The sequence below is a fragment of the Algiphilus sp. genome (assembly GCF_965216485.1).
Taxonomy (GTDB): domain Bacteria; phylum Pseudomonadota; class Gammaproteobacteria; order Nevskiales; family Nevskiaceae; genus Algiphilus.
In genome coordinates this window covers 1,641,413-1,663,619 of record NZ_OZ244162.1, presented here as the reverse complement: position 1 = coordinate 1,663,619, position 22,207 = coordinate 1,641,413, and the positions used below count along the sequence as shown (strand labels likewise).

The 22,207-nt window shown below is 65.8% G+C and carries 21 protein-coding genes; all 21 read right to left on the bottom strand.

Annotation, left to right across the window (positions count from 1 at the left end; translation table 11 throughout):
- Nucleotides 1-65: 65 nt before the first annotated feature.
- Nucleotides 66-1,553, bottom strand: coding sequence for a flagellar hook-length control protein FliK (locus ACOOFO_RS07700; RefSeq protein ID WP_420429583.1), 1,488 nt, complete (start codon nucleotides 1,551-1,553; stop codon nucleotides 66-68).
- Nucleotides 1,550-1,978 (bottom strand): flagellar export protein FliJ, encoded by a 429-nt coding sequence (gene fliJ / locus ACOOFO_RS07695; RefSeq protein ID WP_420429581.1) that lies wholly within the window; start codon nucleotides 1,976-1,978, stop codon nucleotides 1,550-1,552. Before fliJ ends, ACOOFO_RS07700 begins: the two co-directional genes overlap by 4 nt.
- A complete protein-coding gene (locus ACOOFO_RS07690; RefSeq protein ID WP_420429579.1) occupies nucleotides 1,975-3,336 on the bottom strand; it encodes a FliI/YscN family ATPase in 1,362 nt (453 codons plus the stop codon). Before ACOOFO_RS07690 ends, fliJ begins: the two co-directional genes overlap by 4 nt.
- Nucleotides 3,336-3,908, bottom strand: a complete 573-nt coding sequence (locus ACOOFO_RS07685; RefSeq protein ID WP_420429577.1) for a FliH/SctL family protein — start codon at nucleotides 3,906-3,908, stop codon at nucleotides 3,336-3,338. The genes ACOOFO_RS07690 and ACOOFO_RS07685 overlap by 1 nt, the downstream gene beginning before the upstream one ends.
- Complete coding sequence (fliG, locus tag ACOOFO_RS07680) at nucleotides 3,901-4,935, bottom strand: flagellar motor switch protein FliG (RefSeq protein WP_420429575.1); 1,035 nt, start codon at nucleotides 4,933-4,935, stop codon at nucleotides 3,901-3,903. The genes ACOOFO_RS07685 and fliG overlap by 8 nt, the downstream gene beginning before the upstream one ends.
- Complete coding sequence (gene fliF / locus ACOOFO_RS07675) at nucleotides 4,928-6,541, bottom strand: flagellar basal-body MS-ring/collar protein FliF (RefSeq protein ID WP_420429573.1); 1,614 nt, start codon at nucleotides 6,539-6,541, stop codon at nucleotides 4,928-4,930. Before fliF ends, fliG begins: the two co-directional genes overlap by 8 nt.
- A 10-nt stretch (nucleotides 6,542-6,551) precedes the next feature.
- The gene (gene fliE / locus ACOOFO_RS07670) at nucleotides 6,552-6,890 is read right to left on the bottom strand and encodes a flagellar hook-basal body complex protein FliE (protein ID WP_420429571.1); all 339 of its coding nucleotides are present in this window, start codon (nucleotides 6,888-6,890) and stop codon (nucleotides 6,552-6,554) included.
- Between the two features lie 53 nt (nucleotides 6,891-6,943).
- Nucleotides 6,944-8,071 (bottom strand): sigma-54 interaction domain-containing protein, encoded by a 1,128-nt coding sequence (locus ACOOFO_RS07665; RefSeq protein WP_420429569.1) that lies wholly within the window; start codon nucleotides 8,069-8,071, stop codon nucleotides 6,944-6,946.
- A 29-nt stretch (nucleotides 8,072-8,100) separates the two neighbouring features.
- Nucleotides 8,101-9,480, bottom strand: a complete 1,380-nt coding sequence (gene rpoN / locus ACOOFO_RS07660) for an RNA polymerase factor sigma-54 (protein ID WP_420429567.1) — start codon at nucleotides 9,478-9,480, stop codon at nucleotides 8,101-8,103.
- Nucleotides 9,481-9,688: 208 nt separating this feature from the next.
- A complete protein-coding gene (locus ACOOFO_RS07655; protein WP_420429565.1) occupies nucleotides 9,689-10,279 on the bottom strand; it encodes a sigma factor-like helix-turn-helix DNA-binding protein in 591 nt (196 codons plus the stop codon).
- 101 nt (nucleotides 10,280-10,380) lie between these two features.
- Nucleotides 10,381-10,908 carry a PilZ domain-containing protein gene (locus ACOOFO_RS07650; protein ID WP_420429563.1) on the bottom strand — a complete coding sequence of 176 codons (528 nt, stop codon included), beginning with the start codon at nucleotides 10,906-10,908 and terminating at the stop codon, nucleotides 10,381-10,383.
- Nucleotides 10,895-11,218, bottom strand: a complete 324-nt coding sequence (locus ACOOFO_RS07645) for a hypothetical protein (protein WP_420429561.1) — start codon at nucleotides 11,216-11,218, stop codon at nucleotides 10,895-10,897. Before ACOOFO_RS07645 ends, ACOOFO_RS07650 begins: the two co-directional genes overlap by 14 nt.
- Nucleotides 11,215-11,631 (bottom strand): flagellar export chaperone FliS, encoded by a 417-nt coding sequence (gene fliS / locus ACOOFO_RS07640; RefSeq protein WP_420429559.1) that lies wholly within the window; start codon nucleotides 11,629-11,631, stop codon nucleotides 11,215-11,217. The genes ACOOFO_RS07645 and fliS overlap by 4 nt, the downstream gene beginning before the upstream one ends.
- Nucleotides 11,632-11,703: 72 nt before the next feature.
- A complete protein-coding gene (gene fliD, locus ACOOFO_RS07635) occupies nucleotides 11,704-13,059 on the bottom strand; it encodes a flagellar filament capping protein FliD (RefSeq protein ID WP_420429557.1) in 1,356 nt (451 codons plus the stop codon).
- Nucleotides 13,060-13,090: 31 nt separating this feature from the next.
- Complete coding sequence (locus ACOOFO_RS07630; RefSeq protein WP_420429555.1) at nucleotides 13,091-13,405, bottom strand: flagellar protein FlaG; 315 nt, start codon at nucleotides 13,403-13,405, stop codon at nucleotides 13,091-13,093.
- A gap of 106 nt (nucleotides 13,406-13,511) precedes the next feature.
- On the bottom strand, nucleotides 13,512-14,663 hold the full coding sequence (locus ACOOFO_RS07625) for a flagellin (protein ID WP_420429553.1): 1,152 nt from the start codon (nucleotides 14,661-14,663) through the stop codon (nucleotides 13,512-13,514).
- 169 nt (nucleotides 14,664-14,832) lie between these two features.
- Complete coding sequence (locus tag ACOOFO_RS07620; protein WP_420429551.1) at nucleotides 14,833-17,328, bottom strand: EAL domain-containing protein; 2,496 nt, start codon at nucleotides 17,326-17,328, stop codon at nucleotides 14,833-14,835.
- A 95-nt stretch (nucleotides 17,329-17,423) separates the two neighbouring features.
- Nucleotides 17,424-18,326 (bottom strand): flagellar hook-associated protein FlgL, encoded by a 903-nt coding sequence (flgL, locus tag ACOOFO_RS07615; protein WP_420429549.1) that lies wholly within the window; start codon nucleotides 18,324-18,326, stop codon nucleotides 17,424-17,426.
- Between the two features lie 2 nt (nucleotides 18,327-18,328).
- On the bottom strand, nucleotides 18,329-20,185 hold the full coding sequence (gene flgK, locus ACOOFO_RS07610) for a flagellar hook-associated protein FlgK (protein WP_420429547.1): 1,857 nt from the start codon (nucleotides 20,183-20,185) through the stop codon (nucleotides 18,329-18,331).
- Complete coding sequence (gene flgJ / locus ACOOFO_RS07605; protein ID WP_420429545.1) at nucleotides 20,182-21,090, bottom strand: flagellar assembly peptidoglycan hydrolase FlgJ; 909 nt, start codon at nucleotides 21,088-21,090, stop codon at nucleotides 20,182-20,184. Before flgJ ends, flgK begins: the two co-directional genes overlap by 4 nt.
- The gene (locus ACOOFO_RS07600; RefSeq protein ID WP_420429543.1) at nucleotides 21,090-22,205 is read right to left on the bottom strand and encodes a flagellar basal body P-ring protein FlgI; all 1,116 of its coding nucleotides are present in this window, start codon (nucleotides 22,203-22,205) and stop codon (nucleotides 21,090-21,092) included. The genes flgJ and ACOOFO_RS07600 overlap by 1 nt, the downstream gene beginning before the upstream one ends.
- Nucleotides 22,206-22,207: the final 2 nt, after the last annotated feature.

The following is a 22,207-nucleotide window of genomic DNA, read 5'->3' as shown; positions in this document are numbered from 1 at the left end:
CACCATCACTGGATTTCTGTGGGTCGTGCCGACGCCAGAGAACCTGCAAATGGCTTGCCGCCGGCTCAGGCCCAGCCTTCGAACAGCCCCTGCGCCCGGCGAACGGTTGCCGCATTGGTGACGAGCGGTTCACCTGCCCCCTCACTGGCGGCGCTGTTCGAGCCTGCCCCCGGTTCGCCATCCCGTCCATTCGACGACTGACCGGACCGTTCCTGCGAGACCGAGCTGTCGGCCAGACTCATGCCCTGTTCGGCCATCTGCGCCTGCAGCATGGGCATGGCCTGTTCCATGGCGGCCCGCGCCGCCGGCGTCGAGGCCACGAAGTGCGCGGTAAGCGCACCCTGCTCGCGCGCGATCTGCACATCCAGTCGGCCGATGTCGGGGGGATCGAGTCGCAGGCTGACCCGCCAGTTGCCTTCACTGGCGGCATCCACGAGCACCCGCGCCGCCATTTCCGCCATCTGCTGCGGGGCGGCCGTGGGCAGTGGCGGTGATCCCGGCGGTACGCCGCCGGCCGGCAAGGCTGTGGCGGCCGCCGCCGTCGCCAGCCCTGGCGTTGCCACCGGCGCCACACCTGGTGTCGTAGCAGCGCCAGAAGCCGCCTCCGTGAGCAGGCGTGCCGGTCCCGATGCGGACCGGGCAGAGAGCACCTGCTCCAGCTCACGCACCAGCGCGCGTGGCAGTGCAGGCGCTTCGGCCTTGCTGGCGGCGATGGACTTGCCGGCCTCGGCAGAGCCCATTGACGCCTGGCTGAGAAAGCGCTCTGCCGCGCTCCATCCGCGCGCTTCGCGGGGGCTGCCGCCAGTGGCTTCCGAGCCCTTTGCCAGCAGGCCGACGTCCGCCGGTACGAAGCGTGCTTCCGTATTGGTCGCCGGCTTGGCAGCCGATGCAGGCGCAGCGCCATCGTTCACTGCAGTTGCCCGCTGGGCGCGCACGGTGCCAGCTGCAGGCACGGTCTCGGTCGCCGCCTGCTTTGATTCCTGGGTCGCAGAGGCCGCAGTCGCCGGGGCCGATGACGCGGCCACCGCGGCATCGGCATCCACGCGCGCTGTCACCATGGGGCGCTCACCTTCGGCATCTGCGCTCTGGGCGGATGTATCGGCCACCGCAACCAAGCCCTTCCCTGGGCTTTCGGCGTCGGTGGTAGGTGGTGCCGGACGCGTAGCGCCGTCAATGACAAGGACCGCAGCGCCCTCTTGGTCACTGTCTGCTTCAGGCTCTTCGGAGTGCTTTGTCACCATCGGCGTGGCAGTACCCTCGCGCTTGACGTCGCTTGCATCGCGCGCCAACGGTGTCTCGGGCCGTTCCGGCTCGGACTGCGCAGGCGCCGGCGTGGTGCTCCTCTCCTCGGCCTCTTCCGGGAGCGGAGCCGCGTTGCGCTTCGTCGTGCCAGCCGCATCGCGCGGCTCGGAGGTCACCTTTTCCTGCAGTTGCCCTAGCGCGTGCGCAAAACCCTCGCGATCTCCGGAAAGGATCGCCAGTGCATTCTCCGGACCGCGCCGGACTGCACCGGCAGCACCTGGCCCGGCCGGCGGCATCGAGACCTGGGTCACTGCATCCCTCCCTGTCGACTCGCTACCCACTCATCGATGGCCGCTTGCGCGCGCTGTTCCTGCGCATACTCCGCGGCACGCCGATAGCTGGCTTCCAGTCGGTCGAGCACCTGACAATCCTGGCGTGCCAGGATGTAGCGGGTTCGACAGGCCTCCACGGCCTGCTCCGCCTGACGCAGACGCTGCGTCTGTGCCATCACCGCTTCCTGCAACTTGGCGACGAATTGCGCGCGATTGGCGAGCCAGTGCACGGAGGCAACGGCCGGCGCATGTTCGTAATCGTGCAGGTAGCCCAACAATTCATTGGTACGGCTTTGCTCCATCGAAAGCGCCTTTTGCGCCTCGCCGAGCTGGCGAGCTGCCACTTCTTCGTTGCTGTTGCGTACGCGGGCGACCGCCTGCAAGGGGTGCTTGGACGCTGTCATGCGCTTTCCTCCGCGAAGAGACTGTTCAATGCCTGGCGGGACGACGCCAGATCCGAGGCTTCCCGCGTACCCTGACGCAGGAAGGATTCAATGCGCGGCCAGAGCCGGAGTGCTTCGTCGGTATCGGCATCCGTCCCGCTCTTGTAGGCGCCGATGGTGATGAGGTCACGATGCCGGCTGTAGGCCGAGAGCAGCCGACGGAGCCGACGCGCGGCCTCCTGCTGCGGTTGATCGGTTACGGCATCGGCCACACGCGATACCGAGGCCTCGATGTCAATCGCCGGGAAGCGGCCACTCTCCGCAATGGCACGCGACAGCACGATGTGTCCGTCGAGTACCGCGCGGGCGCTGTCCGCTACCGGGTCCTGCAGATCGTCGCCATCCACCAGCACGGTGTAGATCGCCGTGATGCTGCCCTGGCCATCGCCGTTGCCGGCCCGCTCCACCAACCGCGGCAGGCGCGCCAAGGCCGACGGTGGATATCCGCGGGTGGCGGGCGCCTCGCCGGTGGCAAGACCGATTTCCCGGGCGGCGTGTGCAAAACGCGTCAAAGAGTCCATCAGCAGCAGTACGGACAGCCCTCGGTCGCGGAAATATTCCGCCACGGTGCTGGCCAGCCAGGCACCCCGCAGGCGTGCCAACGGCGGTGCATCGGCAGGGGCGGCGATTACGCAGGCCCGCGCAAGACCTTCCGGCCCGAGCGTCTCATGGACGAAGTCCGCCACTTCCCGACCCCGCTCGCCGATCAGGCCTACGACCACCACATCGGCCGAAGTATTGCGCGTCATCATGCCGAGCAGCGTCGACTTTCCGACGCCACTTCCGGCGAACAGACCTACGCGCTGCCCTCGGCCCAGTGTCAGTACGCCATTGACCGCGCGTACGCCGACGTCGAGAGGGGTGTCGATGCGCCGACGCATCAACGGATTGATGGCCAGTGGCTCCGCGTGCGCCGGACGGTCACCGCGCGGTTCCGGGCCACCATCCAGCGCATGGCCACTGGCGTCGACGACACGACCCAGCCAATCGGGGCCGATGCGCAGGCTCGCGCCCGTCGAACGCTGCGACACCTCGGCGTCCGGCAGCAGGCCAGAGGCGCTGTCGAGCGGCATAAGCAGGGTACGCCCATGCGCGAAACCGACCACTTCGGCGCCAATGTCCTTGCCATTCGCATTGTCGATGCTCACGCGGGCACCCAGCGGTGCGGTGCAGCCTTCGGCCTCCAGCGTGAGACCGACCGCCCGCTTGAGGCGGCCGCTGCGCACCAAGCCACTGCCATCCGGCCAGTGCTGACGCAGGCCTTCGAGCCGTCGCGCAAGGGTTTCGCCGCGTGCACTCATGTCTAGCAGCGGCTGCATCACGAGGCCCCCTCGGCCAGCCAGACATGGGCCAGCTCTGTGATCCGGCTCTTCATGCGGCCGTCGATACCAGCCGTGTCCCGCCAGGCCCGGATGTCGCCACGCTGCAGCGCGGGATCATCGTGCCAATTGACGTGATCGGGTAGCGCGAATTCTTCGGGAAGGGCGGCACGATCCTGCGGATGCAGGGCGATATGCGCAGGTCCATCCATGTCACGCAGCGCATCCAGCGCGGCGCGCACCAGGCCCGCCAATGCCTCCGGCGAAACCGCCAGCGTATGGCGCGCCAGCTGCTCGCCGATCTCCAACGCCAACAGGCGCAGTTGCTCCACCGCGGCCTCGTCGGCTGCGGACAGCGGTGCGGCCAGGGACTGGGTCAGTAGCTTCAGCCGCTCGGCGGCAGCGTGCACCTCACCGAGTCCGGCGGCATAGCCATCCTCCCGCCCCTTCTCGTAGCCTTCGCCATAGGCGCGGGCAAAGACATCGTCGAGTTCGGCGGCGGTAGGCGGCTTGCTGCCATGCGCGCGTTCGGTGAAATCCGGAAAGGCGACGCGTTCCGCGCTATCAGACATATTCCTCACTCCCGCCCTTGCTGCCCAAGGTGATTTCGCCGGCGTCGGCGAGCTGGCGCGCCTGCGCCAGGATTTCCTTCTGCGCAGCTTCCACGTCGGAGACCTTGACCGGCCCACGCGCTTCGAGGTCTTCCTGCAGCATCTCCGCGGCGCGCTTGGAGATATTGCTCATGATCTTGTCGCGGACGGCGGTATCGGCGCCCTTGAGTGCCACCGGCAAGCGGTCACCGGGGACCTCGCGCAGCAGCCGCTGGATACTGCGATCGTCGAGACTGGCGAGATCATCGAAGACGAACATCAGATCCTCAATGCTTTCGCTCAGCTTGGGGTCGATAGCGCGCACGTTCTCGATCAGCTCGGTTTCCGTGCTTGAATCCAGAAAATTCAGGATGCCGGCCGCGACCTTGATGCCACCGACATTGGAGGCCTTGAGGTTGTTGTTGCCGGAGAACTGCCGCTCCATGATTTCGTCCAGCTCGGACAGCGCATTCGGCGGAATGCCTTCCAGGGTCGCGATACGCATAACGACATCGGCGCGTGTCCGCTCCGGCAGAATCTGCAGGACTTCCGCAGCCTGATCCGGTTCGAGATAGGCCAGCACGATGGAGACGATCTGGGGATGCTCGTTGCGCACGAGATCAGCAATGGCGCGTGCATCCATCCACTTCAGTGCATCCAGACCCTTGGTCTGACTGCCGACCAGGATGCGATCGATCAGGCGGCTGGCCTTGTCGTCGCCCAGCGCGTTGGCAAGTACCTTGCGGACGTACTCGTCGGCTCCCACACCCAGTGAGGTCTGGCCGTCGAGCTCGGCGACGAAGCTGCCGATGACTTCCTGCGCCTGCTCGGTGGAAACCGGCCCCATGCGCGCCATGGCTGCACCCAGCTTCTGTACCTCGCGCGCATTCATGTGTTTGAGCACTTCGGCGGCTTCGTTCTCGCCCAGCGAGAGCAGCAGCACGGCGGCGCGGTAGGTGCCGTCGCTGAGATTGCTTTCCGGCCGTTCGGCCAGCGCCGTACTAGCCATCGTTACCCACCCATGTCCGCATCAGTTGCGCCACCCGCTTGGGGTCCTGTTGCACCACTTCGCGCGCGGCCTTGAGCTGACGTTCATAGGGTGCCTCACGAACTTCGTGCTCGGGCGCCGTGTTCATCGCCGCCGCACCGCCATCGACCTCGCCCGCGACCGCGCCAGCGAGCTGCGGCCGCAGCCCGGGTTCGTCCAATGCCTGAACCGTGATCGGTTCCATCAGCGTGCGCATCAGCGGCCGCAGCACAGTGAAGATGAGTACCAGCAGCAGCAGCACGCCCCCGAAATTCCGAGCTGCCATCTGCAGCCAGCCATCGTCGAGCAGACGCTCCCACAGGGCCTGCTCCTCGGGCGGGCCAAGATCGGGGCCGGCGTCGACGAAACGGGCGTTGTCGATGGTGAGCTGGTCGCCGCGTGCGGCGTCGAAGCCAATGGCACTCTCTGCGAGACGACGCAGTCGCTCCAGCTTTTCGGGGTCGAGGGGACGAGAAATCGCATTGCCTTCGGCGTCGGTCTCCGGAAGGTTGTCGACCAGGATGGCTGCCGAGACACGCTTGATACTGCCCGATGGCTGCCGGGCAAATTCATATTCACGGCCCACCGCGTAGTTGCGCTGCACGTCGCTGGATTGGAGCGATTGCTCCTCGTTGTTGGTGGTGGCCTGTCCATCCGGGTTGTCCGGCATGTTGGCGGCAGCCCCGGCGGCACCCGCGGCCTGACGGGCTTCCCGCTCCTCCTTGATGCGTTCGCTGGTCACCGCCGCGGGATCGCCCTGGACCCGTTCGCTGGCGAGTTCGCGGCTCTCGGTCTGCTGCTCCACCGTCACCTGTGCACGGACCCGACCTTCACCCACGACGGCTTCCAGCAGTTCGACGATGCGCGAAGTCAGCAAGGCCTCGGTCTGCCGTGCCATCTCGAAATGGCGCTGTGCCTGCGACTCCGCCGAATCCTGGTTAGCCCGCTCGGAGAGCAGATTGCCAGCGCTGTCGACCACGGTGACGGCACTGGGATCCATCTGCGGCACGCTGGCCGCAAGCAAATTGACGATGCTGCGCGCCTGATCGGCACTCAAGCGTCGTCCCGCGTGCAGGTCGACCACCACCGAGGCGCTGGCCCGGCTGCTGTCGCGCACAAAGGCGGACTCGCGGGCCACGGCGAGGTGTACGCGCGCGCTGCGTACCGGCGCCAGGCTGCTGATTGTGCGGGCGAGCTCGGTTTCCAGCGCGTACTGATAGCGCGCCGATTCCATGAACTGGCTGACACCGAAGCCGGGCGATTCCGACAGCATCTCGAATCCGGCATCGCTGCCAATGGCATCGGTGCTGGCGAGTTGCAGTCGCGCCGCATGGAGCTGCGTGCGAGGCACCAGTACGGCATTCCCCATGTCGTTGACCTGCGTGGGGATGCCGGCCGCTTCCAGCGACTGCGCAATCTGCGCGGATTCGGTGGCATCGAGGCCGCTCGTTACCGGCGTCCAGTCGGTGCCGCGTGACCACATGTAGATGCTGATACCAAGGGCGACGGCCAGGGCAAGTCCGACCAGCAGCAGAATCGGCTTCAGCGCCGGCACTTCCTGAATCACACCAATGGGAGTACGTGCCATGAGAAGCGTCCTATAGCGGCATGTTCATGATGTCTTGGTAGGCCGAGACCGCGCGATTGCGTACTTCCACCGCGGCTCGGAATGCGACGCTTGATTCCTGCATCTTCAACATCGTGGTTGCCAGATCCATGCGACCCAGCTGGAAGGCTTCCTGCGCCTTTCCGGACTCGGCCTGCTTGGTGTTGAGGTCACGTACGGCATCCGCCATTGCATTGACAAAGCCGCTTTCCTTGCTTTCCTGCGCCGGTGCGGTGGGCGCAGTGGGTGCCACTTCCTGAGCGGGGAGCTTCGAACGCGCCTGCAGGGCCCGCATCTCCGTCAGCACACGATTGATTCCGAGATCATTCATCGCCATTCGCTCCTCGATCCCCTAGGCATTGCTGCAAGTGCCATACCGGGGCCCTAGCCGTTCGACGGTGCGCTGGCACCGTCCGGCGTAATGTCGTACTTGCGCAGCTTTTCGATCAGCGTGGTGCGGGATACACGCAGCAGCTGCGCGGCATGCGTCACCACGCCTTCGCTGCGCGCCAATGCCTCGCGGATCAGGCTGGCCTCAATCCGCGCCAGGTGGTCGCGCAGGTCGATCCCATCGGCCGGTAGTTGGTTGTCCGCGGCACGCGGCCGACACGGCATCTCGCCCGATGCCGTTGCCGGCACGTTGAGATCGGCTCGGTAACGCAAGGGCAGATCGTCGGCCGTGACCGTGCCATCGGTGCAGGTCACGGCCAGGCGTTCAATCAGATTGGCAAGCTCGCGCACATTGCCCGGCCAGCCATAGCCCTGCAGCGCACTGTGCGCACTGGCATCGAATTGCAAGGCCTCGCCGGCCTGGGTTGCGATGCGCGTGGCCAGCGCCTCAATCAGCAGCGGCAGATCGGCGACACGCTTGCGCAATGGCGGCAGTTCAATCGGGAAGACCGCGACGCGGTAGTACAGATCTTCGCGGAAACTGCCATCGCTGACCCGTGCTTCCAAATCGCGATGGGTGGCGGCGACGATGCGCACATTGCAGCTCAGCGTCTGGCTGCCACCGACGCGCTCATAGCTGCGCTCCTGGATGACGCGCAGCAGCTTGACCTGCATCGGCAGCGGCATGTCGCCGAGTTCGTCGAGAAAGAGCGTGCCACCCTCGGCCAGTTCGAAGCGACCCTTGCGGGCTGCAATGGCGCCGGTGAAGGCGCCGCGCTCGTGCCCGAACAGCTCGGATTCCAGCAGCTCGGCGGGAATGGCACCGCAGTTGATGGCCACGAAGGGACGATGGGCCCGGTCGGAGGCTTCGTGGATGGCACGCGCCACCAGTTCCTTGCCGGTACCGGATTCCCCGGTGATCAGCACATTGGTGTCGAAGGCCGCAACCTGTCCGATCAGCGTGCGCACGCGAACCATCGAGGGGCTGTCGCCGATCAACCGCCGCGCGACCGGCGCCGGACTCGCTTTGGCTGCGGGCGGCGCGATGCGCGACGACTTGGCGGCCTGCGCTTCATCGCGTTCGGCGGGCGGTTCAAGGGTCATGACGGTATCGAAATCCATGGCGGTGTCCTAGTTGATCCGGCGCAGCGTCAGGCGCTGATAGCGAGGGACTGCGAGGCTGCGCGCAATCGCGCTGGCGGGATGCCGAGGGCTTCGCGATACTTGGCAACGGTGCGGCGCGCGACGCGGATGCCGCGCTCGGCAAGCCGAGTTGCAATGGCCGCATCGTCCAGCGGCGTACGGGGATCCTCAGCCGCAACGAAACGGCGTACCAGCGCGCGGGCGGCGGTATTCGAGACCGCACAGCCGACACCAAAGCCGGCACCGAAGAAATGCTTGAGCTCGAAAATGCCGCGCGGTGTGATGACGTATTTGCCGCAGGTCACGCGGGAGACCGTGGATTCGTGCACGCCGACCTCGCCTGCGATCTCACGCAGCGTCATCGGCGCCAGCACTTCCTCGCCACCGGCAAGGAAGGCGTACTGGCGACGGAAAATGGCGTGCGTGACCTTGAGAAGCGTCTCGGCACGCTGAGCCAGACCGCGCAGAAACCAGCGTGCCTCGTGCAATTGCTGCTTCATCGCCGGCGCTGGCGTGGCACTGTCCTCCAGCGCACGCACATAGGCCGGGTTCACACGCAGGCGAGGCGTGGCAAATTCGGACAATGTGATGGTCCAGCGCCCGTCGACCTGGGCAACCACCACATCGGGATAGATGGCGGCCCCCTCCACCGCGGCGCGGCCCGGGTGCGGGTCCAGACGACGCAGCAGGGCCAGCGCTTCTGCGAAGGCGGCATCGTCGAGGCGCAGTTCGCGCTGGACAGTGCCGATCTCGCGACCTGCAAGGCGCTCCATGCCGGCACCGACGATTGCCAGCGCGTCGCGTACGGCCGCGTTTGGTGGCATGGCGCGCAGCTGCATAGCGAAGCATTCGGCCAGATCGCGCGCACCAAAGCCGGCAGGTGCCAGTTTCTGAATGAGTGCCAGCGCCGACACCAGTTCACCGGTGGGAAATCCCGTGCGACAGGCGATATCGTGCAGATCCTCTTCCAGCCAACCGCGGTCATCCACGGCCTCCAAGACCGCAAAGGCAGCGGCCAGGGCGCGGGGAGTACGGCACTCCATTGGCAGTTCGCGTGCCAGGCGGGCGATGGGATCGGTCACATCTGGTGCGGCCAGGGGCACATCAATGGCCTCACCGGAGGCAATGCCCGCCATGGGGGAATAGCCGTCGTCCCAATTGGAATCGAGCGCGATGTCGTTGTCGTCGGAATCGGGGGCGACTTCGGCATCCACGCCTTCGTCATCCACGTCGCTGGCCTCGGGCTCGAGCATGACGTTGTTCGCCAGCCACTGGTGGACTTCCTGCTCCAGCTCCTGCGCCGACAGCCCAAGAATGCGAATCTGCTGCGCAAGCTGTGGATTGAGCGTTTGCCGACCGCCTTGGTGTTGCGAGAAATCAACACGCATGTGCCTTCCCCTTCGACTGACCTGTTCCGCTGTTCTCCGACACCTTCGATGCCGGCCCAGATACTGGCGACGAGATTCCGTCGCGATGGGGAAATGATTCGATAACGGAAGTCCGACGCCCACTCGGGATTCCCCGACATGCGTAAGGCAAAGCCTTACATCACGCGGGGGCCGACTAGTGGCGCCTTTTCAGGGACTGAAGGGGCTTTCAGGCCGAACGGCTTTTCGCCTGGACTGCGCGCACGACGAGGTCGTGCGCGGTACGAAGTCCGAGTTGCTGCATGAGGCGCATGCGATGGGTTTCCACCGTCTTGACGCCAATACCCAGCAAGGTGGCGATGTCGCGCGTGCTCATGCCGCTGCCGATCAGATCAAAGATCTGGCGCTGGCGGGGCGGCAATTGATCGATGGCGGATTGCGGCCGCGGCACCTGGTGGCCGTTCAGCAGTTCGCCCACCAGATCGGCGGGTAACCAGCTATGGCCCTGCTCCAGTTGGCGCAGGGCCTCCAGGCAACGCTCCATGGGATCACTGGCGCTGATCAGCGCGGTGGCGCCGTGACGCAGCGCGGCGCGCATGATCTCGCGATCCTGCGGCGCGAGAACCAACAGCGAGGCCGTAGCCTGCGCGCCGCGAATGGCATCGAGGAGATCCGTCAGACGGATCAAAGGCAGACTGCCGCAGTCCACCACGAAGCAGCGGGCCGCCGTCGCGCGCAACGCCCGACCGAAGCCGTCGCCTGGCGGCAGTACGTCCACCCGCTTGATGCCGCTCTGCTGGCGCAGTCCCGCTGCCATCATTTCGGCTACCGCATGGTGCGGAGAATGCACGGCTAGATGCACGTCGATGCGTCCCCTTGGGTTTCACGGCATGGTAGCGCCGCGCGCTGCCGATGGCAGGATCAGCTCTGACGTCTGGCAGCAATTTCCCGTCGATGCAGACGAAACAGGAGCTGGTTGTATAACTCCTGTGTGGTGGCATCCGGTGTATCGAGATGGCACAGCATCCCATCCCCATCGCGCTGCACGGTCACCGGCAGCGGCAGGGGCATGGGCAGGCCCTCCAGGCAATAGAGCAGCAACCACTGCCGCTCATCCTCGATTTCCATACCGTTGGGCTCCATGTGCAGCTTGTCGGCATAGAGGGTGACCGACCGACTGGCCGGCAAAGGCCGATGAATGGCGAGCAATTCCGCGCCCATCCATAGCAGAAGGTCCACCTTGGTGTGCAAACGGCGCATTGCGTCCGACACCGTGCTGCTTTCGAAGTCCTTTTCGTCGGCTTCCTGGACACCTCCCAGACCGCCAATGTCGATAAGACGACTGAGCAGCGTCGCGAATGGCGTCGGCGAACCGTCGATGCGGGTCTGGAACGCCAGCGGCATGCGCGTGCGTGCCGTCAGCTCGCTATGGACATCAGGCGGCTGCATAGGCCCGGCTGACGTCACGCCCCTTGTGCATGCGCTGCAACTGGCGGCGCGCGTCGTCGCGAAGGACCTGCACGTGGGCAAGCAGTCCCAGATACGTGTCGTGCCAGCGGCGCAGCACATCTGGCGCCGGCAATTCACCGCGCAACTGCCGTTCGCGCAGCCATTGTCCTTGCGCCACGGCGAGGGAGAGAGCGTGATCGTAGTCACCCGCGAGCAGCGCATCGCTCAGATGCGCGCGCATGGCATCCACAGTGTCAGCGCGGTCTGCGCCGTCGGCAACGGTCGGGGTCAGGCGTGCGGGCAGCGTCATGAGGGGGATACCTCGGCGGCATGCATGCGGGAGGGAAGCTGATCCCAGGCGCTCTTGACCTCGCTGATCAAATCGGCAACCTCCTGGTAGGCGGCATCGTCCTGCCGTGTATTGGCTTCGAAGATGCGGCGGATGCAGTAGTCGTACAGGCTGCGCAGTCGCGTCGTCAATTCTCCGCCCGCCTTTGGATCGAGGATGCCATCCAGATAGCCGATGATGTCGATGACGCGCGAGCTGTGCAGCCCGCGCGCGGAGGCGTCTCCGGTGGCAAGTGCACGGCGGGCCTGCGCGATGCGCGACAGCGCCCCGGCCAGCAGGCACTCGATCAGCTGATGCGGGGATTGCTCGGCCGCATGCGCCAGAGGGCCGGACTGTCCGTAATGATTGACCGCTTGGGCGTAGGCTAGCGACATGGCGTAAAGCTCTTGGTGGACTCAAACACGGTATCGGCTTGCCAGGCTGATTCTTGAGTCATTTTTCACCTCTTACTCGCGCGGCAGTCCCAACTGCTGGAGCAGGAACTGACCATCCTGCTGCAACTGCGCAACGATGGCGTCCAAGGCCGTGAACTGACTGCGCAGGCGTTGTTCATACTGCTCCATGCGCCGATCCAGCGCCAGCCGATCTTCCTCGATGCGCTCCAGACGCTGGTCGAGCGAATCGCCGCGCGCGGTCAGCAGACCGTCGTTGCCGGTATAGCCGGACACGGCACCATCGATGCGCCCGGAAAGCCCGGCCTGGCCGAGCAATGCGGCCACGCCATCGGGATCCGTGTTCATGGCATCCGTGAAAGCGGCGCGATCGAAGCTGATGCGCCCGTCCGAATCGGTCTGGATACCGACCTGCGAGAGCACACTGATCTCGCCGGATTCGACGATATTGAAGGCACCGCGCATGGCGCTGGAGAGACTGCGCACGGCGGAATCGCCGAGCAGTGGGCCGGCATTACCGGTTTCGCTGTTGTAGCGGGTCTGCTGATCGATAACCCGACGGGTATCGTTGTAGGCGTCGACGAAGCGCTGGATCGCATCCGCCGTAGCGTTGTCGTCCCGGCGCACGTCCACATCGAAACTGGTGCCCGGCTCGGCACGGGCAATATCGATGTCGATGCCGTCGATGACGTCGCTGAACTGGTTGGTGGCACTGGTGATCTCGACACCTTCGACGCGGATGCGCGCGTCGCTGGCCGCCGCGATCTGGGTCAGGTTGTCGTTGATGCCGTCGCCGGCGTAGACCAGTGCATCCAGTCCCCCGTCGCCACCGCTGGCGCTCACCGTGATGGTGTTGGCCGCGCCGGTGGCTTCCGAGCTGAACACGATCTGGTCCCCGCTGGCGCCATTGATGACGGTGGCGCGTATGCCGGGGTTGTTTTCGGCATTGTTGACCGCTGCGGCGATCTCGTCGGGCGTTCCATTACTGGCAAGCACCTCGATGTCAAAGCTCTCGCCGCCCAGCGAGAAGGTGAGCGTCCCCGTCCCAATATCAGCGGCCGGATCAAAGGCCGCCGAGCGCAGCTTCTGCGCCGTGGCCAGGGCCTCCGTTTCCACGGAGAAGCGCCCGGTGGTCGCTGTATTGGAAGCTGTCACGCTGAACGGGGCGTCCTCGGGTACATCCACAGAACGCGATGGCTGGCCGATCTGTTCGGCCAGGGCTGTGGCCTGTGCCGTCAGTGAGGACACGACGCTTGCCAGGCTGTTGAAGGCACTAGCTTCGTCCTTGACCTGCTTTTCCTCACGGTTCAACCGCAGCTCGGGAGCGGCACGCTCCGCCTGCAGCAGCTGACGCGTCATGCTTTCGAGGTCGAGCCCCGAGCCGATTCCGGCAAAGCGGATGGGTTCCATCGCGCACCTCCTGGGTTTCGCGGTCTAACGGCTAGGCACTTGCATCCACCGTGCCGCCGCGCGCGTCCGCAATCATGTCCGCCACCCGCAACATGACTTCGCTCGGGATTTGGCGCACGATCTCGCCCGTTTCAGGATCACTGATGCGGATGACGACGCGGTCGTTGTCCTCCAGCTCGAAGCGCACATCCGACGATGGACTAGCCGGCTGTGGTGCCTTCGAGGGCAACTGACTCGGCACCGCAGGCTGTGCGGTGGCACTGGGCGCAGGCACCGCAGGCGGCGCGGTCAGTGCGGGACGCGGCGTTTCCGCCGGGAAGCGTTCAAGAGAAGAGATCACCATCATGATGTGGTCCTCCACGCATCAACACGGGGTGCTGACACGAGACAAAGCGGGGGCCGAGCAATCCCGGCCCCCGCGAAACAGCCCCTACCGGACTGAAGTTGACGCATTACCGAAGCAGACTCAGCACGTTCTGCGAGGAAGCGTTGGCCTGGGCCAGCATCGCCGTACCCGCCTGCTGCAGCACCTGGGTGCGGCTCAGGTTGGCGGTTTCCTTGGCGAAGTCCGCGTCCTGGATGCGCGACCGCGATGCGCTCAGGTTCTCGGAGGTAGTCTGCAGGTTGGCCACAACCGTTTCGAAGCGGCTCTGCAGCGCACCCAGGTCGGCGCGTGTGCTGTTGACCGTGGTCAGCGCGCTGTCCATCAGCTTGATCGCGGTCTGGGCGCCGGCAAAGTTGGCGACCGTGGCCGTATCGATACCGCTGGCGGTGGTGATGGTCGCGAAGCTCTGGTTGGCGTAGCCCGCCACGGTGAGATCGTTGACCGTACCCGCGATCGTGATCGCCGCTTCGCTGTTCAGCGTGAGCTGACCGGTGGCGGCGTCGTAGGAGGCGCCCACGCCCGTCTGCTGCGAGACCTCGTTGATGGCGTCGGCCAGCTGACCGGCACGCTCGGCGGCGCTGCTCGCACCGGCGATGGCGCCAATGTCGGTACCGTTGATGGTCACGCCACCCGCGGCGATGGCCGTTGCGAAGCCGGTGATGCTGGAGGCGGCAACACTCAGACCCGCCGAGGTGTTCTGGTCGACCGAGCCCAGCGCCGCGGCGTTGGTGTCGGCTATCGAGGACACGGTGATGGTCTCACCGGCATTGGCGCCCACCTGGAACTGCGCACCGGCGAAGGAGCCGTCGAGCAGATTCACACCGTTGAAGGTGGTCTGGTTGGCGACGCGGTCGATTTCGGAGACGAGCTGGTTGACTTCCGCCTGCAGGGCGTCGCGATCGGACTGCGAGTTGGTGGCGTTCGAGGACTGCACGGCCAGCTCACGGATGCGCTGCAGGTTGTTGGTGACCTCGGTCAGCGCGCCTTCGGCGGTCTGGGCGAGGGAGATGCCGTCGTTGGCGTTGCGCACGGCCTGGTTCATGCCGCGGATCTGCGAGGTGAAACGCTCGGAAATGGCGAGGCCGGCGGCGTCGTCCTTGGCGCTGTTGATGCGCAGGCCGGAAGACAGACGCTCCATGGAAGTGGCGAGCGAGCTCTGGGTGGCGCCGATGTTGCGCTGGGCCGTCAGAGACATCACATTGGTGTTGATCGAAAGCATGGCGAAGACTCCTAGTTCGGGCTTGAGGCCGGTTTGCTAGCCCGGCCAAGCCGGGCGATGGTCTGGCGCTCAGTGCGCCTTCGATCCCGATATCGGCCCCATCCCTGCGCCATTGAGCCCGCTTCGGCGGCTGGCGGCGCGAGTGGTAGGTCGCGACCGACGAGCGGCATCAGGCCGCCTTCGCCGCGACCTCGGACACCGCGCCGAGGTGGAATCCCTGCCCCCACGCGATACCGTGAGCGGCGACCGTGCGTTGCATTTCCACGTCTTCCAGACCCTCCGCGATGACCATGCCGCCCATGTCCTCCATCACCCGACAGGCCGCCTCCACCAGATGGCGGTAGGCAATATCGTCCTCCAGTCGATGCACCGTGGCGCGCGAGATCTTGATGCCGTCCGGCTTGAGTCGGCTCAGGCTGTCAAAGGAGTTGAAGCCGGTGCCGAAGTTATCCAGCCAGATTGCGTGACCGCGCTGACGCAGGCCGTCGATGAGCGGCGTGGCCTCACTGCTCAGCGCGATCTCTCCGTCGTTGACCTCGAACTGGATGCGGTCCGCTGGAATCGCCGCGGCATCCAGTACCGCCAGACATTCGCGCGTGAAGATGGGATCGCCCACCGACTGTGCTGAGAGGTTCACGGAAACAAAGCCCTCGCCCGTGGCACCGGCTTGCATGGCCGCGACCACGTCGCGCACCACGCGAAGATCGATGAGCCGCATCAGCCCCAGGCGCTGGGCAGCGGGCATGAAAGCGCCGGGCGCGACCACTCGACCATCCTCGCCGCGGAAGCGCAGCAGGATCTCGTGCCCGACGACCTGACCGGTATCCAGTTGCACGATGGGCTGCTGGTGCAGCTCGAAGTGGTCACTGTCGAGCGCGGCCTGCAGCTGTTGCGCCCAGTCCAGTTCTTGGCGGGCACGCGAGACATCGGCATCGGTGACCGAGAAGGTGTGCACGCGGTTACGTCCGGCACGCTTGGCGACGTAGCAGGCCGTATCGGCCCGCGCCAGGGTTTCCGTGGCACTGCCGGTCACCGGTGCGACGCCGAGACTCAAGGTCACCCGGAAACGGCGGCCATCAGCCACGAAGCTGTACTCGGCGGCGGCCTCCAGCAGCGACTGGGCGATACGCTGGGCGTCATCCAGTCCACATTCCGGTAGCAATACGGCAAATTCGTCGCCACCGATGCGCGCCAGCCGATCACCACTGCGCAGCCGGGTCCGAAGCAAACGCCCCATCTCGATGAGCAACTTGTCTCCGGCCTGGTGGCCACAGGTGTCGTTGACCACCTTGAAATGGTCGAGATCGAAATAGATCAGCGTGTGCTGCACCGGCATGTCGCGGCGGGTGTCACCGACGCGGGCGCACAGCTCGGTGAGTGCGGATTCAAAGGCGCGGCGATTAAGTAGACCGGTCATCGGATCATGGCTAGCCTGGAAGGCCCAGCCTTCGGCCACGCGCTTGGCATCCGAGATGTCCTGAAAGACGAAGACGCAGCCGAGCACCTCGCCGTCGCGCGCGTACATCGGCGTCAGCGTGTAGGCGATGGCGTTCAGATCGCCGTCCCCGTTCCTGAGCCGGGGAAAAGGCTCGTGCTCCACTGTGGCGCCTACGCGTAGCAGCGCGTCCACCGGATCCGGCAAGGGAACATCACGCCCCGGATTGAACAGCGGAACGCAATCCGAGAAGCGCTGACCAATCAGACTTTTCTCGGAACGCGCCAGATGCCAGCAGGCGGCATCATTGACATAGGTAATGGTGCCGCGCGCATCGGTACGGATGACGCCATCACCGATGGCGGCCAGCGTGATATGCGCCATTTCATTGGCTTCGAACAGCCAATCTTCGTACTTCTTGCGCTTGCTGATGTCCTGCACCTGCGCGATGAAGTAGAGCGGCTCGCCCTCCTGATCGCGCACCAGCGCGACATCGAGCTGGACATGCACCACGCGCCCGGACTGATGAAAGCAGCGTTTGAAGATACGGTATCCCGGCCGCTGCCCCGCCAGTGTATCGGTGATCAAGCCCATGTCGGCGTCGATGTCGTCGGGATGGGTCAGAGTGGCCCAGTTGGTGTGCTCCAGGTCGACCTCGCCGTAGCCCAGGATGTCGCAGAGGGCGTGATTGACCCGAATGAAGCTGCCATCCACATCGAGCAGCGCCTTGCCGATAGGGGCCTCGTCAAAGCTGGTGCGGAAGCGCTCCTCGGAATCGCGCAACGCGGTCTGCACGAGCTTCATCTGCGTGGTGTCGCGGGCCTCCAGCACGAGCAGGCTGCTGGGGTGCCCGGGTGCGCTCGACGACTTGATCGAGAGATCGACATCGGCCTGCGCGCTATTGGCGCCGGCGAGACATTCGTCATAGCGCACGAACTCCCCGCGCGCTGCTCGTTCCACCGCTGCGCGCAACCGCTCCTGGACCGTTTCGTCATACGCAAACCAGGGCGTCTCCCAGATCGGCCGGCCAATGACATCCTCGCGCGCAACGTCGGCAAAGCGCAGGGCAATGTCGTTCACGCTGAGCACCCAGCCATCGCGATGCAGCACGGCCATGAACGAGAAGGCGGCGTTGAACACGTCGCGGTAGCGCAATGAGGCCTCCGACGAAGGAACCTCTATGGCGTCAGTCGGCGGTAAAGGGGTTTCGAGCGGTGTGTCAGCGGCCATGGCGCAATCTCGGATTAAACGGACGTCCGGGACAAGCTTGCGCGCCGGTGGTCGCGACCGGCGATCATAGCCGCAGGGTGGTAGTGAGAATCCGACTAGCGGATGAGATCGAAAAGCGATTGCCGCTGGACCTGCAGATAGCTCTGCTGGGCAGCCGACAACCGATTGCCCGTCAGCGTGAGATCGGTAATGGCCTGCGCAATATCGGTATCCATCAAGTTCGCGCGCGTCACCGTCAACTGCTCCGACTCCACCGCACGCACCTCGGCGGATTGCTCAATGGCGGACAGACGGGCACCGACACGTCCGCGCGCCAGATTCATCTGGTCGAGCCGGGCGTCGAGCTGATCGAGGGTGGCTGCGGCTCCCGCCGCACGCAAAGCCGGATCGGGCTCCTCGACCGCGGCGATGGCGGCGTCGACGGCGGCGAAGAGGTCATTGCTGCCACGCCCGAAGACCGCCGGACCCTGTTCCCCGTCGGCAACCGTGGCGTCGGTGTTGATCGGCACCAGTCGGCTGCCGGCATTGCCCTGATAGATAATCGCGCCGCTGATGTCCTGCTGATAGGGCTTTCCACTGGCAGTCCCGGCAAAGAGGGCACGTCCCTCCCCGTCGCTGGCGTTCGCGGTTTGTAGCAGACCCTCGCGGATCTGACGCAGTTCGCGCGCGATGGCGGCACGGTCATCGCTGGACAGCGTGGCGTTGTTGCCCTGCACCACCAGCTCGCGCACGCGATTGGTCTGGTCCACGGCTTCGCCAATGCGGGATTCCGTGAGCGACAGGCGCGCGAAGGCGCGGTCGCTGGCGCGCTCGAAGCCAGTCAACAGCTCCTGACGGGCATCCAGGCGGGTGGCGGTGGTGAAAGCGGAGGGGTCCTCGCCGGAGCGGCGAATGCGCTCGCCCGAGGACAGCTGCTCCTGGACCCGCGCAAGATTGCTCTGCGCGTCCTGGATGGCCGCGACGGCCTGTCGGTAGATGGTGTCACTGGCAATGCGCATACTTACCTCCGTACCGCGCCAAGCAGGGTCTGGAACAGTTCGTCGGCGGTGGCGATGATGCGCGCCGAGGCCTGGTAGGCCTGCTGCAGGCGCAGCAGATTGGCCGCTTCCTCATCGAGGTTGACGCCGGATGTCGCCTCGCGTGCCGCCAAATCCGCCGTCTGCAGACGCTGGAAGGCATCGCGCGCGGATTCGGCCTGCCGCGCGGTGACGCCACCGGCCGCTACCAGTTCGGCATAGCCGCCGCTGGGCGTATCGCCACTGGCAGTGACCGGAGACTCCGCCAACGCGGCCAGGGCACGCGCACCGGCATTGCTGCCGCTGTCCGTCCCGGTGGGTGTCAGTTCAATACGATCGCCCGCGGAAGGGCTTCCTTCCAGGGTCAACTGCCAGCCGGCCCCGGTGATGACCCCGTCCGGATTCAAGCCCTGCACCGGACCGCCATCAATCTGATAGCTGTTCGGCCCCAGGAATTCGATGCTGGCGGCCGTACGCGCCCCCGGGTTGTTGGGATCCACACTCTCCACCGAGCGCACCGAGAAGTCACCCGTATTCGTCGGTGGCAAGCTCGGGGACAACGCCCCGGCAGCCGCGATACCGCGCGCGCCGATGTTGTTGAGTTGCATCCCTGCCACGGCGTCGCTGGCGGACTTCAGGGAGAATCGGTCTCCGTCGGAAGGGGTGCCGCTGACGATAATGGACAAGGCACCGGCCCGGAAGGGATCACCCGGCGTACCGCTGCCGGTCAGCGCCAGCGTGCCACCCTGCTGCGATTGCAGCTGCCAGCTGCCGCTGCTGAAGCGCAGCGTGAGTGCGCTGTCGGGCACCTTGCCATCCGCGCCAAAGGAGACATCCACGGTGGCAGTGCCGTCGTTGTTGGCGTTGGGCACCGCCACCGGGTTGCCGAGCTCGAACAGGGGCTGGCCGGGCTGGCCGTTGAGATCGGTTGCGGCCGTCTGCACGTCGTTGACCGCCCGAGCCAGGTTGGCCGTGAGCGCGCCAAGGCGCTCGCGCGTCGGGTCAATGACCTGGGTGCGGGCGCTGAACAGACCTCCCAGTTCACCGTTGGTGGGGGTCGGCAGGGGGATGGCACCGGGGCCCTGTCCTACGGTCAGCTGCAGCCGCGAGCCGCGCTCGGGATCCTCACGCAGAGCGAGCGGCCGGACATCGGCCCCCAGCAGAAGCGCATGGCCATCCCGGGTGTACACGTTGAGCTGATCGCCATCCTGCAGGGTGGTGTTGATGCCTATCTTTTCGGACAGTTGCCGCGTCAGCCGGTCGCGCTCGTCGCGCAGATCGTTGGCCGGGCCGGCACTGGCCGCAATATCGCGATTGACCCGCGCCAGGCTCTCGAGAATCTCATTGGCCTCGGCGACCGTGGCGATCGCGCGCTGGTCGATTTCATTGTCCAGCCGCGCGAGTTGGCTGTTGAGCGTGGTGGCGCGTGTCGTGAGATCGCGGGCGCTGCCAAGCAGCACCTCGCGCGCGGCCAGGCTGTTCGGGCTGGCCGAGACATCCTGCGCCGCCTGGAAGAAGGCATTGATGCTGCCGGAAAGGCCACTGTTGCTGTCCGAGAGGAGGGTATCCACACGGGTAGCGAAGTCGGCAAGGCGGGCATTGGCCGCCAGACCGGCGCCGTCTTCGATCAGGCGGTTATTGGCATAGACATCTTCGAGGCGCTCAACGCCCACCACGCGCACGCCTGCGCCGAAGGGCGAGCCGGTCACCTGGGCGCTGAGTTCGACCCGCTGCCGGCTATAGCCGTCGACGCCGGCATTCGACACGTTGTGCGAGGTGGTGGTGAGTGCACGCTGATAGGCCAGCAGACCGGAGGTCCCTACGCGGAGAAGGTCGCTCATACTCGCATCCCCCCATCGTTGCGCCCGTGATCATCGAGTGCGGCATCAAGCAATGGCGAACGGAAGACCCGCTCCAACTTCTGCGCGTAGTCCGGATCGGTGGCGTAACCGGCCTCGGCCACGCGCTGCAGGAAGGCGGCGCCGTCGCTGCTCTTAAGCGCCTCGCCGTAGCGTGGATTGCTACGCAGGAAGTCGACATAGTCGCCAAAGGCGGCCGCCGCGCCCGAGTAATTGCGGAAGCTTTCCTGCTGCGGACGCAGCACGGTTCCATCGAATTCCAGCGTGGCGCGCTGGCTGGCACTACCGGACCAGCCGTTGTGCGCCTTGATTCCGAAAAAGTTGTCACCCGGCGCATGCGCCCCCCAGCCGGATTCCAGGGCGGCGTGGGCGATAACGGCACGCACCGGCACGCCCAGCGCGGCCGCGGCCCGCTCGGCATGCGGCAGGATGCGATCCACGAAGGCCTGCACCCGCGCCCCTGCCCCCTCGACCGCCCGCACAGGCGGCGCCGCCCGTGCGGCTTCGGCTGCCGCAGGACGCTGTGCCATGACGCGTTCGCTGGGGAGGTTCATGGCGACGTTATCGGCGCCCATGGCATCGCCTTGAGTTCGACCACCACGGAGCTGCGCCACAAGGGCCTCGGCAATGCCCAGGCCACGGCCACTGCTGGCCAGGGTCTGCGCCAACTGGCCATCGAGCATCTGTCGATAGGTAGCCCCGTGCTTGCCGGCACCGTCGTCGCCGAAACTGGTCGCGCGCATGGCGGACAGCATCTGTTGCGTCAACAGCGCCTCGAATTGCTGCGCCGCCTTATGCAGGGCCGCATCGGGATCGCGCGCGGCCTGATGGCGCAGTGCGCTCAGCCCGCTGAGATCGGTATGCAGCGGCGTGGCGCTGTGCATCATCAGATCACCACAAGCTCGGCGCGCAGCGCACCCACGCGCTTCAGCGCCTCGAGAATGGCGATCAGATCACCCGGGGCAGCGCCGACTTCATTGACCGCGCGCACCAGGTCCGACAGCGTCACGCCAGGGTCAAACAGAAACATGCGGCCATCCTCCTGTTCGACGCGGACCTGGCTCTGCGGCGTCACCACGGTCTCGCCCTGACCGAAGGGCGCGGGCTGTGACACCCCGAAGGATTCCGAGATCGTCACCGACAGCGATCCGTGCGCCACGGCCGCGGGCGAGACCCGCACATTCGAGCCGATCACGATGGTTCCAGTGCGGCTGTTGACCACCACGCGGGCAGCCGCCTGACCGGGATCGACCTGCATGCTTTCGAGTTCCGCCATGAAGCGCACGCGGGCACTGGCGTCGCGCGGCGCCGCAACTTCGATGGAAACGGCATCCAGTGCCTGTGCGGTACCGGCGCCATAGACGGCATTGAGGCTCTCGACAATGCGCGAGGCCGTGGTGAAATCCGCGCTATGCAGGTTCAGCGTGACGCTGTCCTTGGCCGAGATATTGGTGGGTACTGCGCGCTCGACAATGGCACCACCGGGAATGCGCCCGGCCGAGGGAATATTCACCGACACCCGCGAGCCATCCCGGCCCTCGGCTCCGAAGCCACCCACCACCAGACTGCCCTGCGCCACGGCGTAGATCTGCCCGTCTGGGCCCTTGAGGGGGGTCATCAGCAGGGAACCGCCGCGCAGGCTGCCAGCGTTGGCGAGCGAGCTGACCGTCACATCGATCTGCTGACCCGGCTTGACGAAGGGCGGCAGGTCGGCGTGTACCGCCACGGCGGCCACATTCTTGAGCTGCGGATTCACATTCGGTGGGATGGTGACGCCGAGCTGGGTCAGCAGGCTTTTCAGCGACTGCACCGTAAAGGGCGCCTGGGAGGTCTGGTCGCCGGTGCCATCGAGGCCGACCACGAGTCCGTAGCCGATCAATTGATTGTTTCGGACCCCTTCGATGGAGACCAGGTCCTTGAGGCGGTCGGCCTGCGCCGAGGTCGCGACGATGAGCAGCGCGAGCAGCACCAGCGTCAGTCGAAAGGGTCGTTGCCGGATCATGG